General features: G+C 42.9%; 14 protein-coding genes. 6 read left to right on the top strand and 8 right to left on the bottom strand.

Annotated features, from left to right (window positions below):
• Window positions 1-10 precede the first annotated feature (10 nt).
• The 5 genes from ilvD to ilvC all read left to right on the top strand — a co-directional run bounded on the left by ilvD (window position 11) and on the right by ilvC (window position 6,468).
• Window positions 11-1,813: a dihydroxy-acid dehydratase gene (gene ilvD, locus F7D73_RS06180; protein ID WP_153123114.1), complete on the top strand. Its 1,803-nt coding sequence runs from the start codon at window positions 11-13 to the stop codon at window positions 1,811-1,813.
• Window positions 1,814-1,920: 107 nt separating this feature from the next.
• On the top strand, window positions 1,921-3,636 hold the full coding sequence (ilvB, locus tag F7D73_RS06175; protein WP_153123112.1) for a biosynthetic-type acetolactate synthase large subunit: 1,716 nt from the start codon (window positions 1,921-1,923) through the stop codon (window positions 3,634-3,636).
• A gap of 36 nt (window positions 3,637-3,672) precedes the next feature.
• On the top strand, window positions 3,673-4,218 hold the full coding sequence (ilvN, locus tag F7D73_RS06170) for an acetolactate synthase small subunit (protein WP_153123109.1): 546 nt from the start codon (window positions 3,673-3,675) through the stop codon (window positions 4,216-4,218).
• Window positions 4,219-4,411: 193 nt separating this feature from the next.
• On the top strand, window positions 4,412-5,224 hold the full coding sequence (locus F7D73_RS06165) for an acyl-[acyl-carrier-protein] thioesterase (RefSeq protein ID WP_153123107.1): 813 nt from the start codon (window positions 4,412-4,414) through the stop codon (window positions 5,222-5,224).
• Window positions 5,225-5,424: 200 nt separating this feature from the next.
• Complete coding sequence (ilvC, locus tag F7D73_RS06160; protein ID WP_089543564.1) at window positions 5,425-6,468, top strand: ketol-acid reductoisomerase; 1,044 nt, start codon at window positions 5,425-5,427, stop codon at window positions 6,466-6,468.
• A 122-nt stretch (window positions 6,469-6,590) separates the two neighbouring features.
• Here ilvC and F7D73_RS06155 read toward each other — a convergent pair whose 3' ends face one another.
• The 4 genes from F7D73_RS06155 to F7D73_RS06140 form a co-directional block, all read right to left on the bottom strand.
• Window positions 6,591-8,504, bottom strand: a complete 1,914-nt coding sequence (locus F7D73_RS06155) for a RecQ family ATP-dependent DNA helicase (protein ID WP_153123105.1) — start codon at window positions 8,502-8,504, stop codon at window positions 6,591-6,593.
• A 19-nt stretch (window positions 8,505-8,523) separates the two neighbouring features.
• Window positions 8,524-10,245 carry a single-stranded-DNA-specific exonuclease RecJ gene (gene recJ / locus F7D73_RS06150; protein WP_153123104.1) on the bottom strand — a complete coding sequence of 574 codons (1,722 nt, stop codon included), beginning with the start codon at window positions 10,243-10,245 and terminating at the stop codon, window positions 8,524-8,526.
• Between the two features lie 147 nt (window positions 10,246-10,392).
• Window positions 10,393-11,604, bottom strand: a complete 1,212-nt coding sequence (locus tag F7D73_RS06145; protein WP_153123102.1) for an aminopeptidase C — start codon at window positions 11,602-11,604, stop codon at window positions 10,393-10,395.
• Between the two features lie 94 nt (window positions 11,605-11,698).
• Window positions 11,699-13,114, bottom strand: coding sequence for an aminopeptidase P family protein (locus F7D73_RS06140; RefSeq protein WP_153123100.1), 1,416 nt, complete (start codon window positions 13,112-13,114; stop codon window positions 11,699-11,701).
• Window positions 13,115-13,315: 201 nt separating this feature from the next.
• On the opposite strand from F7D73_RS06140, the gene F7D73_RS06135 reads away from it, so the two are divergent.
• Window positions 13,316-14,158 (top strand): patatin-like phospholipase family protein, encoded by an 843-nt coding sequence (locus F7D73_RS06135; protein ID WP_153123098.1) that lies wholly within the window; start codon window positions 13,316-13,318, stop codon window positions 14,156-14,158.
• On the opposite strand, the gene F7D73_RS06130 is transcribed toward F7D73_RS06135, so the two are convergent.
• Genes F7D73_RS06130 through trmD form a run of 4 tightly spaced genes read right to left on the bottom strand, consistent with a single transcriptional unit; the run spans window position 14,159 to window position 15,950 of the window.
• Entirely contained in the window at window positions 14,159-14,494 is a 336-nt protein-coding gene (locus tag F7D73_RS06130) for a TM2 domain-containing protein (RefSeq protein WP_153123096.1), read from the bottom strand.
• Window positions 14,495-14,505: 11 nt separating this feature from the next.
• On the bottom strand, window positions 14,506-14,883 hold the full coding sequence (locus tag F7D73_RS06125; protein ID WP_153123094.1) for a DUF2752 domain-containing protein: 378 nt from the start codon (window positions 14,881-14,883) through the stop codon (window positions 14,506-14,508).
• 12 nt (window positions 14,884-14,895) lie between these two features.
• Complete coding sequence (locus tag F7D73_RS06120; protein ID WP_153123092.1) at window positions 14,896-15,225, bottom strand: CD225/dispanin family protein; 330 nt, start codon at window positions 15,223-15,225, stop codon at window positions 14,896-14,898.
• 47 nt (window positions 15,226-15,272) lie between these two features.
• Window positions 15,273-15,950: a tRNA (guanosine(37)-N1)-methyltransferase TrmD gene (gene trmD, locus F7D73_RS06115; RefSeq protein WP_153123090.1), complete on the bottom strand. Its 678-nt coding sequence runs from the start codon at window positions 15,948-15,950 to the stop codon at window positions 15,273-15,275.
• Between the last annotated feature and the right edge of the window lie 44 nt (window positions 15,951-15,994).

The raw sequence follows: 15,994 nt of genomic DNA, 5'->3' as shown, positions 1-15,994 counted from the left end.
TAAGAAAGATATGAAACATCCATTAAGAAGTAGCGTCTGTACTGAAGGTAGAAGAATGGCGGGTGCCCGAGCTCTTTGGGTAGCTGCAGGTATGAAACACGAGCAGTTTGGTAAACCAATTATTGCTATCGTGAACAGCTTTACACAGTTTGTTCCTGGTCATACTCATCTTCATGAAATTGGTCAGATTGTCAAGAAGGAAATTGAGGCAATGGGTTGCTATGCAGCCGAATTCAATACCATCGCTGTAGACGACGGTATCGCTATGGGTCACGACGGAATGCTCTATTCCCTCCCAAGTCGCGATATCATTGCTGATTCTGTGGAATATATGGTGAATGCTCACAAGGCTGATGCTATGATTTGCATCTCTAACTGTGATAAGGTTACTCCAGGTATGTTGATGGCTTCTATGCGTCTGAACATCCCTACCGTATTCTGTTCTGGAGGTCCGATGGAAGCCGGTCGCTGGAAGGGGGAGAATGCCGACTTGATTACAGCTATGATTAAGGGTGCTGATACCAGCGTGAGTGATGAGGAGATGAAGCAGATAGAGCAGTGCGCTTGCCCTGGTTGCGGTAGTTGTTCTGGTATGTTTACTGCCAATTCCATGAACTCTCTTACTGAGGCTATCGGCTTGAGTCTTCCTGGCAATGGTACTATTCTCGCTACTCACAAGAACCGCATAGAACTCTTCAAGGCTGCGGCTCGTCAGGTTGTGAAGAATGCCTATGCTTATTATGAGGATGGTGATGAGAGTGTATTGCCACGTAATATTGCTACCCGTGATGCATTCCTCAATGCCATGACTCTAGATATTGCTATGGGTGGTAGTACCAATACCGTGCTCCATCTTCTGGCTGTAGCTCAGGAAGCTGGTGCTGACTTCAAGATGGAAGATATCGACCAATTGAGCCGTAAGGTGCCTTGCCTCTGTAAGTTGGCGCCTAATACTCAGAAGTATAGTGTGCAGGAATGCAACCGTGCCGGTGGTATCTTGGGTATCCTGAACGAACTTAACAAGGGTGGTTTGATTAATGGTGCTGTAAAGCGCGTGGATGGTAAGACACTCGATGAACAGATGAAGAAGTATGATATCACTGGTGCTGAGATTGATCCTGAGGCAGACCGCATCTATCATTCTGCTCCTGGCAGAAAATTCTCTACTCAGATGGGAAGTCAGGATGCACAGTGGGAAAGTCTTGATACAGATAGAGAGAATGGTTGTATCCGTGATCTCGAACATGCTTATACCAAGGATGGTGGTCTTGCTGTTCTCTTTGGTAATATCGCACAGAATGGTTGTGTCGTGAAGACTGCTGGTGTGGATCCTGTGCTTTGGCATTTCGAGGGTCCAGCAGTATGCTTCGATTCTCAGGAAGATGCCTGCGAGGGTATCCTTGGTGGTAAGGTGAACTCTGGTGATTGTGTGGTCATCACACACGAAGGTCCTAAGGGTGGACCAGGTATGCAGGAGATGCTTTACCCTACCTCTTATATCAAGAGCCGTCATCTCGGAAAGGAATGTGCCCTTATTACTGATGGTCGTTTCTCTGGTGGTACATCTGGTTTAAGTATTGGTCACATCAGTCCAGAGGCAGCTGCTGGTGGAAACATCGGTAAGATTAAGGATGGTGATATCATCGTCATTGATATTCCTAGCCGTTCTATTAATGTGAAGCTCTCTGAAGAGGAATTGGCAGCTCGCCCTCAGCAGCCTCTGAAGCGTAATCGCGTGGTAAGCAAGGCTTTGCGTGCATACGCACAGAGCGTAAGTTCGGCTGATAAGGGTGGTGTAAGAATCATCGATTAATTTTTAAAGCTGAAAAATAAAAAAGATAGTTTGAATTATTCTGAGAGAATTTTGGGATTTCTTTCACGGAAATTCCTGTTCTCTTATCATTTTTATATATTAGATAAATGGCAAAAGAAGTAATAACAGGAGCTGAAGCCTTGATGCGCTCACTGCATAACGAAGGGGTTAAGACCATCTTCGGTTATCCAGGTGGCAGCATCATGCCAGTGTTTGATGCACTGTATGGTTACACGAGAGGAGAGAAGAAGATGTTTGATCACATCTTGGTACGTCATGAGCAGGCTGCTGCTCACGCTGCACAGGGCTATGCCCGAGTCAGTGGCGAAGTGGGCGTAACACTCGTGACCAGTGGTCCTGGAGCAACTAATACTCTTACAGGTATTGCTGATGCCATGATGGATTCTACACCTATCGTGGTTATTGCCGGACAGGTAGGTGTAGGGGCTTTGGGTACAGATGCTTTTCAAGAGGTTGACTTGGTGGGTGTTACCCAGCCAATCTCTAAATGGGCTTATCAGATTCGTCGTCCTGAGGATGTTGCCTGGGCTGTAAGTCGTGCGTTTTATATTGCCCGCAGTGGTCGTCCTGGTCCAGTAGTGCTCGACTTTACAAAGAATGCTCAGGTTGCAACCTGTGAGTGGGAGCCTGTAAAATGTGAAAAAGTTACATCTTATAATCCATATCCAAAGATTGATGAGAAGTCTGTAGCTGAGGCTGCTGAACTCATCAATCAGGCAAAGAAGCCTTTTGCCCTTGTGGGACATGGTGTAGAATTGGGTGGAGCGCATAATGAATTGGTTGAGTTCTTGGAGAAGGCTGATATTCCGGCAGGTCGCACCTTGCTCGGTCTTTCTGCTCTTCCTAGCAATCACCCCCTCAATATGGGTATGCTTGGTATGCATGGTTCTTATGCAACCAACATGAAGACCCAGGAATGCGATGTGCTCATTGCTATCGGTATGCGTTTTAGTGATCGTATTACCGGTGTTCCTTCCAAGTATGCCAAGCAGGCTAAAATCATCCATCTGGATATTGATAAGGCTGAAATCGACAAGGTAATCAAAACCGATGTTGCTGTTGTTGGTGACTGTAAGCAGACCCTGCCGGCAATCACTCGTCTTTTGAATAAGAATGTTCATCGTGAGTGGAGAGATTCTTTTGAGGAATATCGTCAGCAGGAGCAGGAAAAGGTAATAGAGAAGGATATTCATCCTACAGAGGGTCCTCTCTTGATGGGTGAGGTTACCAATGTGGTTACTGAAGCTACTCATAATGAGGCTGTTCTGGTAAATGATGTCGGTCAGAACCAGATGATTTCCAGCCGTTACTTCAAGTTTACAAAGAAGTTGAGTATTGTAACCAGTGGTGGTTTCGGAACCATGGGCTTCGGTCTTCCTGCTGCTATCGGTGCTACTTTCGGTGCTCCGGATAGAACAATCTGCTGTTTCTTTGGTGATGGTGGATTCCAGATGAATATTCAGGAATTGGGTACTATCATGGAGCAGCAGGCTCCAGTAAAAATGATTCTCTTGAACAACAATTACTTGGGTAATGTCCGACAGTGGCAAGACTTGATGTTTGGGGGACGTCATTCTTTCACCCATATGCTGAATCCTCATTATGAGGAGATAGCCAAGGCTTACGGCATCCCATACGATGTGGTTATCGACCGCAAGGATCTCAAGGAAAAGGTTGAGAAGATGATAGCCACTAAGGGACCATACCTTCTGGAGTGTGCCATCAAGGAGAATGAGGACATCGTACCGATGACTCTGCCTGGTAAGAGTGTGGAAGAAATGCAGCTTGAACTTAACTATTAAGATGTAGCTTAGCTTCACTATTAAAAGAAAAGGACAATGGAGAATAATAACGAAAAGAAATTATATACACTGCTCGTTTACTCAGAGAATATTGCGGGTATCCTTAATCAGATTACCGCAGTATTTACTCGTAGACAGGTTAATATCGAGAGCTTGAATGTTTCTGCCAGTAGCATTAAGAACATTCATAAGTATACCATTACCGTATGGAGCGATCCTGAGCAGATAGAGAAGATCAACAAGGCTATTGAGAAGAAAATCGATGTCGTGAAGAGTGATTACTATACCGATGATCAGATTTTCATTCATGAGGTGGCTCTCTTCAAGATCTCTACTCCTATTTTGTTAGAGAACCCAGAGGTTTCGCGTACCATTCGTAAGCATGATGCGCGTATGATGGAGGTTAATCCTACTTACAGTACTGTGCTCTTGGCGGGATTGACAGAGGATATTACTGATCTTTTCCATCAGCTTAATAGTTATGATTGCCTGTTGCAGTATACTCGTAGCGGACGTATTGCTGTAACAAGAAGTTTTGATGAGCCGATTTCTGACTATTTGAAGCAGAATGCAGAAGATTAAATGATAAGAATAGGAGCCTTTGTTTTCCTGCAAGTAAAAAATGTAGGAAAACAAGGGCCTTTTTTTATTATGAGTATAGTTTTTAGCAAGCCGTTTTATTCTTGTATATATAAGAAGGTGAACTGATATAAATAATATGTAAAATAGACTTGGTATTTTTAGTACGGGACAATTGATTTAAAGATCTAGTAAAATGAAACCAGAATTATTAAGTAAAGTAGGACGATACGAGTTTTTGGCAGAACCATTCCATTGTGATTTTTCCAGCCATCTTTTTATGGGGCACCTGGGTAATCATCTGCTCAATGCTGCCGATTTTCATAGTAATGACCGTGGGTATGGAATGAATTACCTGATGCCTCGTCACAAAACATGGGTGCTTAGCCGACTGGCAATAGAAATGACAGAGATGCCAAAGTCTTATGATAAGTTTTTCGTAGAGACTTGGGTTGAGAATGCTATGAAGTATTTCACTGCCCGTGATTTCAAAATCTGTGGAAAGGTAGAGGCTTCTTCTGCGGATATAGAAGAAAAAATCTATGGTTATGGTAAGAGTGTCTGGGCAATGATAGATACTGATACCCGACAGCCTGTTGATATTTTCAGCATCAATGATGGACTCATCAAAGAATATATTGATGAAGAAACACCATGCCCAATAGATGCCAGCTCAAGAGTAAAGATGAGTAAGGATGCTAAATTGGTGCGCACAATAAATACTTATTACAATGATGTAGACGTGAATGGACACATCAATTCTGTGAAATACATAGAACATGTCCTCGATCTCTTTGATTTGGATTATTACAGAACTCACTTTTTGCAACGATTTGAGGTTGCTTATGTAGCAGAAAGTCATCAAGGTGACCAACTCAATTTCTATTTGGAAAAAACAAATGAAGTGGAAAAATGCGAAGAATATTGCATAAAAATAACAAAAATAAGCAAAAATAGCTCAGATGAGGTGGAAATCGTAAGAAGTAAGATGAAATTTGCAAAAAAATGAAAGAAAAATTTGGTGGTTTCATGGGAATTTCTTACCTTTGCAGTCGGAAATAAAAAATAAAACCCAGAGCCGCTACCTTGGATAGGTGGTGGACGGATCAAACAGGCTCTCTTTGGATAAGAATACAGCTCGCATCCGTATGGACAAGTATAACCCGCGGCTCCATAAATGGCAAGCCGCACAAAAATTAAATTACAATTATGGCAGAAATGAATTTCGGTGGCGTAATGGAAACAGTTGTCACCAGTCATGAATTTTCATTGGAGAAAGCACGTGAAGTATTGAAGAACGAAACTATCGCAGTTATCGGTTACGGTATCCAGGGTCCTGGTCAGGCTTGCAACCTTCGCGATAATGGTTTCAACGTCATCGTCGGACAGCGTCAGGGTAAGACCTACGAGAAGTGTTTGAAGGATGGCTGGGTACCAGGCAAGACTTTGTTCTCTATCGAGGAAGCTGCTGAGAAGGGTACTATCATCTGTATGTTGCTTTCTGATGCCGGTCAGATTGCTTGCTGGCCAAAAATTAAGCCACACCTCACAGCAGGTAAGACTTTGTATTATTCACATGGTTTCGCTATCAACTGGAGCGATCGCACAGGCGTAGTTCCACCTAAGGATATTGATGTTATCATGGTTGCACCTAAGGGTTCTGGTACTTCTCTCCGCACTATGTTCTGCGAGGGTCGTGGTTTGAACTGCTCTTACGCTGTTTACCAGGATGCATCTGGCAAGGCAGAGGAAAAGACTATTGCATTCGGTATCGGTATCGGTGCAGGTTATTTGTTTAAGACTACATTCCAGCGTGAGGCTACTTCTGACCTTACTGGTGAGCGTGGTTCTTTGATGGGTGCTATCGAAGGTCTCTTGGAGGCTCAGTACGATGTGCTCCGTGAGAACGGTCACTCTCCATCTGAGGCATTCAACGAGACTGTTGAGGAGTTGACTCAGAGCCTTGGCCCTCTCTTTGGTGCTAAGGGTATGGATTGGATGTATGCTAACTGTTCTACAACAGCTCAGCGTGGTGCTCTTGATTGGGCTCCTCGTTTCCGTGAGGCTATCAAGCCAGTTATGGAGTGGTTGTATTACTCTGTTAAGACTGGTAATGAGGCTCAGATTTCTATCGACAAGAACTCTCAGGCTGATTACCGTGAGAAGTTGAACGCAGAACTCGAGGCTATGCGCAACAAGGAAATGTGGCAGGCAGGTGTTACTGTACGTAAACTTCGCCCTGAGAACAACTAATTTTTTTCTCGTACATAATGTTTAAAAGGGAACGGTCCGTGATGGGTCGTTCCCTTTTTTATTAAATGTTTTTTCAATCTTTCAAATTTGCTCTTGTTGTTCTTTCTGATTTAGAATCTCAATTAATTCTTTCCTAACCAAAAGTCGAATTTGTCTGTTATGACGATATTTTCTGCTATTAATGATCTCACAGCCTTGTTGATCATCTGAGTTGGAGCTTTGATTAGTCTTAACTCTTGTATATCATGTATTTGTTTATCTGAAAGCATATTCAGTATCTGTTCTGATATGTTGTTTAATTCGTCATCTATATTGCGGGATTTACTGTTTTCCTGGCAAACATCACAATGTCCACAATCTTTTCGGGTTTCTTCACCGAAGTAGCGTAGAAGTTGTCTGGAGCGGCAAACAATATCATTATTGGCATAAGTGATAACGCTTTTAATGCGTTTGGTATATTGTTCTTTTCTATCTTCCCATACAGATTTCGGTATGATGATGCGGTTGCCATCTTCTCTTTGTCTAGTATAGGTGATATACGGTGTCTTGCGTTGTGGTATGAAATCTACGATATGGCGTGAAGAAAGATTCTTTAAAGTCATGTAAACCTGCTGTACGCTGATATCGCACATTTGTGCTATCAGGTTTTCGCTGATATATACGTAGTCGGTAAATAGTCCGCCATAGGTGCGTAGCAATGCCGTGATAATCATTTCTTGGTTGCTTGGCAAGTTCTCTAAGAGATATAATTCATTGCGGTTCAAGGTAAACTTGAGCCGGGCTTTCCCATCAGGGTTGTCTTCGTAATGAATATAACCCGAATTCTCCAGAATGCGTAGGGCAGAGTCTACCTGGGTTGGGAAGAATTTATATGTGAAGCAAAACGTTTCTATATCAAAGATAAATGTCTTACCGCATCCGCTTCCTACACCGATTTGGAAGAAATAGGCAAGATGTTCGTATACATCTTTGATGAAGTCCTTTTCTGGGAAGGTATCGTTGATTCGTTTTTTAAGTTTAACTTCATCGTGTCCATTGTATAGTAAGACAGCGTAGGCACGTTGACCGTCTCGGCCGGCTCTTCCTGCTTCCTGAAAATAGGCTTCTAGCGAATCAGGACAGTCTATATGTATTACTAAGCGTACGTCAGGCTTGTCTATACCCATACCAAAGGCATTGGTGGCTACCATGATGCGTGCTTCATCAGATTGCCATGCTTTTTGGCGTTCGTCCTTTTCACTGCTGTCAAGTCCGGCATGATAGAAAAGAGCAGTTTCACCTTTATTATTGAGTATTTCTGCTATTTCCTTGGTACGTTTTCTGCTTCTAGCATAGACGATGGCAGATCCGTCTACACAATGTAAGATGTGGAGCATTTCGCCAATTTTATCCCCACAAGGCTGTACAATATATGATAAGTTTTTGCGTTCAAAGCTCATCTTGAAAAGATTGGGCTTCTTAAACTTCAGTTTATCCATGATGTCGTTTATGACATCAGGAGTAGCTGTTGCGGTAAGAGCCAATATGGGGGCCTCGGGTTTCATCTTTCTGATATCAGCGATGCTGAGATAAGATGGACGGAAATCATAGCCCCATTGGCTGATGCAATGGGCTTCGTCGATGGTGATGAAGCTAACGTGGATGTGGCGTAGCTTTACTTGGAATATTTCTGAAGCTAGTCGTTCTGGTGAAACATAGAGAAATTTTGTCTCGCCAAAGATGCAGTTTTCCAGTATTTGTATAATTTCACTTCGGGAAAGTCCGGTATATATAGCTTCAGCCAGGATGCCACGTTCACGAAGGTGCTGTACTTGGTCCTTCATCAAGGCAATGAGTGGAGTTACTACGATACACACACCCTTCATGGCAAGGGCAGGAACCTGGAAGGTGATAGACTTTCCACCTCCTGTAGGCATAAGACCGAGGGTATCCTCTCCGTTGGCGATACTTTCAATAATTTCTTTCTGTATGCCACGAAAATCAGGGTACCCCCAGTATTTATGTAATATCTCTAGATATTGATCTGTCACTTTCATTAAGTTGATTTTATTATTATTATCCTTCGTTTGGTCGGATATCTTCTATTTGTAATTGAACTTGCGTCTTCTTGAAAATATTATCCTCTATGGTGTAGGCGATGTCAAAGCTACGCTTACTCTTGATATATCGTGAAGCAGCGCTCTGACCAAAGGCTATTCCGTTCATTACATTGCTTGATTTTGAGTCTACCAGCTCAAGTTTGATATGTTCCTGCTCTCTGCCCACTACCTTGCTCGTTCCGTAGTCATATACCTGACGAGTGCAGAAGATTGGCTTTGGGTTAGACGGACCAAAAGGAGAGAATTTCTTGAGATCAGCGTGCAGATGCTTGGTGATGTCGCGGAAGTCTATCTGTGCATCAATGTTGAGTATCGCTTCTGTCTGTTCTGGTGAAATATGCTCTTCTACATACTGTTGGAATCGGTCTCTGAACTCCTTCACATTTTCCCATTTCATCGTCAAGCCTGCGGCATAGGTATGACCGCCAAAGTTGATGAGCAGGTCTTCGCAGCTTTTGATAGCTGAATAAACATCAAAGCCCGTTACGCTTCGTGCAGACCCTGTAGCCAATTCTCCTTCTCGGGTAAGAACTACGGTAGGGCGGAAATAAATTTCTGTGAGTCGTGATGCTACGATACCGATTACGCCTTTCTTCCAGTCTTCGTCATAGAGTACGATACTGGAGTTGTGTTTCATCGATTCCAGTCTGGATACGATTCCGTTGGCTTCCTCGGTCATCTGCTTGTCTATATCCTTGCGTTGTTCGTTGTATTCATTGATGTGGCGAGCCATGCGCAAAGCTACTCCAAGATCTCTTTCTACCAACAGGTCAACACTCAGCTTGCCGTTTTCCATTCTTCCTGAGGCATTGATGCGTGGACCTATCTTGAATACGATATCGCTCATGGAGATTTCCCGTCCGTTGAGTCCGCAGATATCAATGATTGATTTCAAACCGATGTTGGGGTTGGTATTCAATTGTTTCAGACCATGAAAAGCGAGAATTCGATTTTCATCTATCACAGGTACGATATCTGCTGCAATACTTACTGCGCAGAAGTCGAGTAATGGGATGAGTCTTGAGAAAGGGATGTTGTTGTTTTTAGCGAAAGCTTGCATGAATTTGAAGCCTACGCCACATCCGCAAAGATGCTTGAAAGGGAAGGAATCATCTGGTCGCTTAGGATTCAGTATGGCCACAGCTGGTGGCATCACGTCGTCTGGGACATGATGATCACAAATGATAAAATCTATGCCAAGGCTCTTGGCATATTCTATCTCCTTGATTGCTTTGATGCCGCAATCAAGGATAATAATAAGTTTTACACCTGTTTCGTGGGCAAAGTCTATTCCTTTCAGACTAACACCATATCCTTCATCGTAGCGGTCTGGTATGTAGTAGTCGATGTTAGAATAGAATTGCTGCAGAAACTTATACACCAATGCGACAGCTGTGCATCCGTCTACATCGTAATCTCCGTATATGAGAATACGCTCCTTGCGTCCCATTGCATCGTTAAGGCGGTCTACGGCTATATCCATGTCTTTCATCAAGAATGGGTTGATGAGGTCGGAAAGCTGTGGCCGGAAAAAGCGTTTGGCTGCCGACTCTGTCGTAATACCCCGATGGATGAGAAGCTGTGCCAGAATAGGACTCATGCTCAGCTTATCTGCCAGTTCTTTAGCTGATTTCTGCTGTTCTGGTGTAGGTTTTTCGTAATTCCATTTAAAATGCATTTTAATTATTTTTTATTTCTGCCCCAAAGTTACAAAAATAAAATGACAAACGAGAAAAATTGCCATGGAATTTAACATAATTACAAAGAAATAATCAAAAAAAGGCAGCAAATCCAAGTTTGCTGCCTTTAAATATAATTGTTTTTATTAGATGCCGAGCTTCTTGCGGATATCCTTAGGGATGGCATTCTTGTTAACCATGAAGTCCATAGTCTTGTAAGCTACGAAAGCCTTGGTCATGTACCATGTTCCCTTGTAGTCACCATACTCACCCCAAGAGTTCTTTACCATGTAGTACTCCTTGCCGTTCTGGTCCTTAGCGATACCGTAGATGTGCATACCGTGGTCATCGGTAGTCTCCCAGTTATCGAAAGCTTCCTGGCGCATAGCCTGTGTAGGAACTACCTCAGGAGCGTTTACGCCGAGAGAATCAAACTTCTCCTTCTTTTCGTTCTTTGAGAGCTTGAACCAGTGGTCAGCGTCTGTACCTGCCATAGAACGTACCTTCTTCACGTCGTAAGCGATACCGAGACCCTTGCGTGTGAAACCGTCTTCTGTTACGTCACCGCCCCAAGCTACAGTATAACCGTTGTTTACTGCGTTGTCGATGATCTTGCAGAGATCATCCATAGGAACGTTGTAGCTCAAAGGCCAACGCCAGTTGTCCTGTACCTCTACAGCAAACTTGCTCCACATTGGATGATGGGTATAGCTAGTGATAGATACGTAATCATCGAGATTCAAACCGAGACTCTTGCAGAATGTCTCTGGAGTATATTGCTTGCCCTTATAAGTGAATTTCTCAGGAATTTTACCGATGTAAGAGTCGATGATGCCCTGAAGACCGCTCTTCCAAGCTGGAGAAAGCTTCTTGGCTGTACTCTTTGCTACTGCCTCTACGTATGGAGTCATTACGTCAAAGAACTCACCGAAGTTAGCCAATGAGTCGCCTGTCAGTGTACCTGGAGCTGGCATTGCATCCTCTGGTACGATGCCATAGTGCTGCAAAGCATAAAGTACATCGTATGCGCTACCACCCTGAGAGAAGCTTACGTCGCCGTGCATTCTCACAGCCATTGTGGCGCGATCCATGTAAGTTTTGTTGGCAACGAACATTTCACTGAGATTGAATGTCTTGCCTGTGTTCTTCAAAATCTCGCTTTCGAAGAAACTGAGAGTAGAGTAAGCCCAGCATGTACCGCTACGGTTCTGGTCCTTGATACTTGTGATTGGATTCTCCTTAACTACAGTAAATACTGGCTTGTTCTTCGCAATTGCTGCAGAATCAGCAGCTGTCTTTGCATTTGCACCTGTAGCAGCCAAAGCAAGCATGGCTGCAAAGATCATTGATTTCTTCATGAAATTTTTTCTCTTTTATTAATAATGTTTTTACTCTTATATTCTCTCTCTTGGAGAATCCTCAAGTTCTTTTCCTTGAGGATTCTTTGTTTGCCTAAAGAATTTCTTCTCTATGTGCTGCCATGTATTCCTCTACGTCTTTTGGATGATAAGGAATGCGGTCTTTGCCAATGAATCTGCAACCATCCTTGGTGATGAGTACATCGTCTTCGATGCGGATTCCACCAAAGTCCTTGTAGGTCTCAATCTTATCAAAATTGAGGAATTCTGCACAGTGACCTGATGCCTTCCAGTCATCGATAAGAGCAGGGATGAAGTATATACCTGGCTCATCAGTTACAACGAATCCTTCCTGTAGGCGACGGCCCATACGCAGGCAATTTGTTCCAAATTGCTCCAAGTTAGGACGAACTTCCTCATCGAATCCTACATTGATTTGGTCGAAATTCTCCATATCGTGTACGTCCATTCCCATCATGTGACCTAATCCGTGAGGCAGGAACATGGCATGAGCACCAGCCTTGACAGCCTCTTCTGTATCACCCTTGGCAAGTCCTAACTCCTTGAGCTTGTCAAACATCAGACGGCATACTGCAAAGTGAACATCTGCGTATTTCACACCAGGCTTGGCAACTTCGAGTGCATAGTCGTGGCAAGCCTCTACGATTGAGTAGATTTCCAACTGGCGCTGGGTAAACTTACCGCTTACTGGCATGGTACGTGTATTGTCAGAGCAATAGTTGTTGATGGTCTCGGCACCGGCATCGCAAAGAGCCAGTCTGCCAGCTTCCAGAATGCTCATGGAAGGATTGCCGTGCATAATCTCACCATGCTGACTGAAGATAGTAGGGAAACTGACCATTGCTCCATAAGAGTTGGCAATTCCGTCAACTTGTCCGCCTACAAATTTCTCTGTTACTCCTGGACGAGTCAACTTCATGGCAGTGGTATGCATCTTGTAACCAATAACTGCAGCACGTTCCAGTTCCTCGATTTCTTCAGGAGTCTTGGTAGAGCGCATCTTTACCACAGCCTTGATGAAATCCATAGAGGCCTCTTCCTTTTGCTGGTTAGGATGGATGCCGAGGAGATCGAATATCTGGAGCTTGATGTCAAAGCGGTAAGGAGGCAGGAAATGAATCTTGCGCTTCTTAGACATGGCATCATTGCAGATAGTCTTCAGAGATTTCATAGGTGCAGAGTTGTGGACACCAACCTGTTCTGCCAAGTCGTGTACGCTTTCCACGCTGCCATACCATACGATATCTTCTATATCTATATCATCACCAATCAAGGTCTCGATATCATTATCTATATCTATTACACCTACCAGTCCGTCACGCTGCTGTCCGAAATAGTACAGGAAAGTAGAGTCTTGACGGAATGGATAATATCCGTTGTTTGGGAAATTACAAGGTGAATTGTTGTTTCCGAAGAGTATAACTATACCGCTGTTTACGAGTTTCTTGAGCTCCTGGCGGCGACTGATATATGTATCTTTACTAAACATATTTTTAGATTTTTACTATATTTTGCTGCAAAGTTAGTAATTATTTCCCAAAAAAGTGTTATCTTTGCAAGCAAAATTTAATAAATCTCTAGAATTTATAAATAATTAATATAAAAATGCACTTTTCGGGGTAAAATGTGTCAGGAATTTGTTCCGGATTAGAGCAAAATGATAACTTAAGGTAAGTTTGTTGTAGTTGTTATGAAAATGAATAAGAATACAGGATTGGTGCTGGAAGGTGGTGGAATGCGAGGTGTTTTCACCAGCGGAGTACTGGATGCTTTTATGAAGTACGATTTGTACTTCCCTTATGTGGTAGCTGTTTCGGCAGGTGCTTGTAATGGCATGTCGTATATGAGTCGGCAGCCTCGTCGTGCTCGTATCTCTAATATTGATTACTTGGCGCGTTATCAATATATAGGTATCCATCATCTTGTTACTCAAGGCTGTATCTTTGACCGGGAGTTGCTTTACGACAAGTTTCCAAACCAGTTGCTTCCTTTCGATTTTGATACTTATTTTAAATATGCCGATAGGTTTGAGATGGTTACCACCAATTGTCTGACGGGGCAGCCGATGTATCTTTCAGAGACTAATCATGAACGTCAGCGTGCGCTTGATATCGTAAGAGCTTCCAGCAGTTTGCCGTTTGTGAGCAAAATCGTCAATGTGGATGGTATTCCGATGCTGGATGGAGGAATTGTTGATAGTATTCCTGTGCAACATGCATTCGATAAGGGATTTGAACATAATGTGGTGGTTCTTACAAGAAATAAAGGCTGGCGGGATACAGGCAAGGATCGTAAGCTACCTTATTTATATAAGAACTATCCTCGTCTTCGTGTGGCTTTGAGTCATCGCCATAAAGTTTACAATGAACAGATTCAGCTGGTGGATGATTTGGAGGCAGCCGGCAAGATAACCTGCATTCGTCCTATCCGCCCACTGGAAGTGGGGCGCATTGAGAAGGATACGGCTAAGCTGGAGCGCCTATACGAAGAAGGTTTCGCACTGGGCGAAGCCTTCTGCAAGAAAATTGAGTGATTACAAATAAATACCCATTAGAAGCTGTAGGTTCTTTTGTTTGGTGGCATTTATGATTAGGAATAAATCAATAAGCCACCAAATACCACAGCCTCCACATGTTAGGAGCTTGATGATGCCTAGTCCTGTGTCGCCAATATAAATCCTGTCTATGCCTAACGAACCGACAAGAACTGACAATAGGATGGATATGGTAGGATCTTTTGCTTGAGCTAAGATAATGCTGGCTGCGTTGTAGTCCATCGTCAGTAATTTATCTTTGATGACATGGATGGCTTCAAGGGGCAGTTTGTTACAATAGATTGCGATGAGTTGTTCTACTTGTTGCTGTTCCATTCTGAAGAGTATTATAAGTTTAATATGTTTCTTGCTATAAACCAAATAAAAAATGTAGTTACATATATTCTTATTGCAATTGTACTTTCTAAGATATCTTTTAGTCTAACTTTTATTTTGCTATTGGGTAAATAGTAAGTGACAACTATCATGATAACATACGGTAAAGCGTAAAGTAAATAATAGTTATAATGGCATGCCCTTATAAAATCTCCTTGCAGTGCTGTGTGAATAAACCTCTGTATCCCACAAGCCGGACAATTTAGTCCAGTTATTAGTTTGATAGGACATTTTGGCCAAAACCAATATTGTAAGGGGTTATATTTATATAAAATTAGTAGACCGATTATAACTATTATTAATAATGTATATCTATTGATGTGCTTCAATGTATCTCAAATCTATAATTGTGATGCCAATGCTGCACCATAGAAAATGACGTAAATTACCTGTATTACAAGACCTGTTATGATACCGATGATACTCCATTTTTTGGCATCTTGAGCCATTAATGTAGCAGCTTCGTATTGCTTTGTGAGGTAAAGCCCATTTACTTTGCTGGCTTTTATGATGCCCACAATGCCAAATGGCAAACAGCAGCAAACGGTGCAAACAATAGCCAATACCAAATTGTTGTCAGGCTTTGGAGGCATAGGGGTAGAAGCTTGTTGCTCTTGAAAGTTTTGTTCCATGATGTAAGAATATAGACCATTTGGTTTTACATTAGGCATAGTCTGGTCTTTTCGCTATGCCTAATCTGAAGTTTGCTTTTAGATGTTTATTCTTTCAATAAGTCAGGGCGCAAACGCTTGGTTCTCTCCATGGCTTGGTCGAATTCCCATTGACGGATTTTTGCTTCATTACCGCTCAGTAAGATTTCTGGTACTTTCCATCCCTTGTAATCGGCAGGGCGGGTATAGATAGGAGCAGCAAGAATGTCGTCTTGGAAGCAATCGGAAAGGGCACTCTGTTCATCGCTGATGACGCCTGGTACCAATCTGATTACCGCATCTGAGATGATGGCAGCAGCCAATTCACCACCGGTTAACACATAGTCGCCTACGCTGATTTCTCTTGTGATGAGATGGTCGCGTACACGTTGGTCTATTCCCTTGTAGTGACCACACAGAATAATGAGGTTGCCCAGCATGGACATCTCGTTGGCAATCTTCTGGTTGAAAGTTTCGCCGTCGGGTGAAACGTATATGACATCGTCATAGTCGCGTTCGGCTTTTAGTGCAGCAATGCATCGGTCGATAGGTTCGCATTGCATTACCATGCCAGCACTTCCGCCGTAAGGATAGTCATCTACTCGTTTCCATTTATCTAATGTATAGTCGCGCAGGTTATGAAGATGAATCTCTGCAAGACCCTTCTTCTGCGCACGTGCCAGGATTGATTCGCCGAAGAATCCTTCCAGCATCTCTGGTAATACTGTTATAATGTCTATTCTCATATTACGTGCAAAAGTAATAAATAAAGTGGAATGCTCCAAATATT

Origin of the sequence: Segatella copri (assembly GCF_009494395.1) — a bacterium.
Classification (GTDB): domain Bacteria; phylum Bacteroidota; class Bacteroidia; order Bacteroidales; family Bacteroidaceae; genus Prevotella.
The sequence above is the reverse complement of the archived record's forward strand: the minus strand, read 5'-3'. Positions and strand labels throughout refer to the sequence as shown.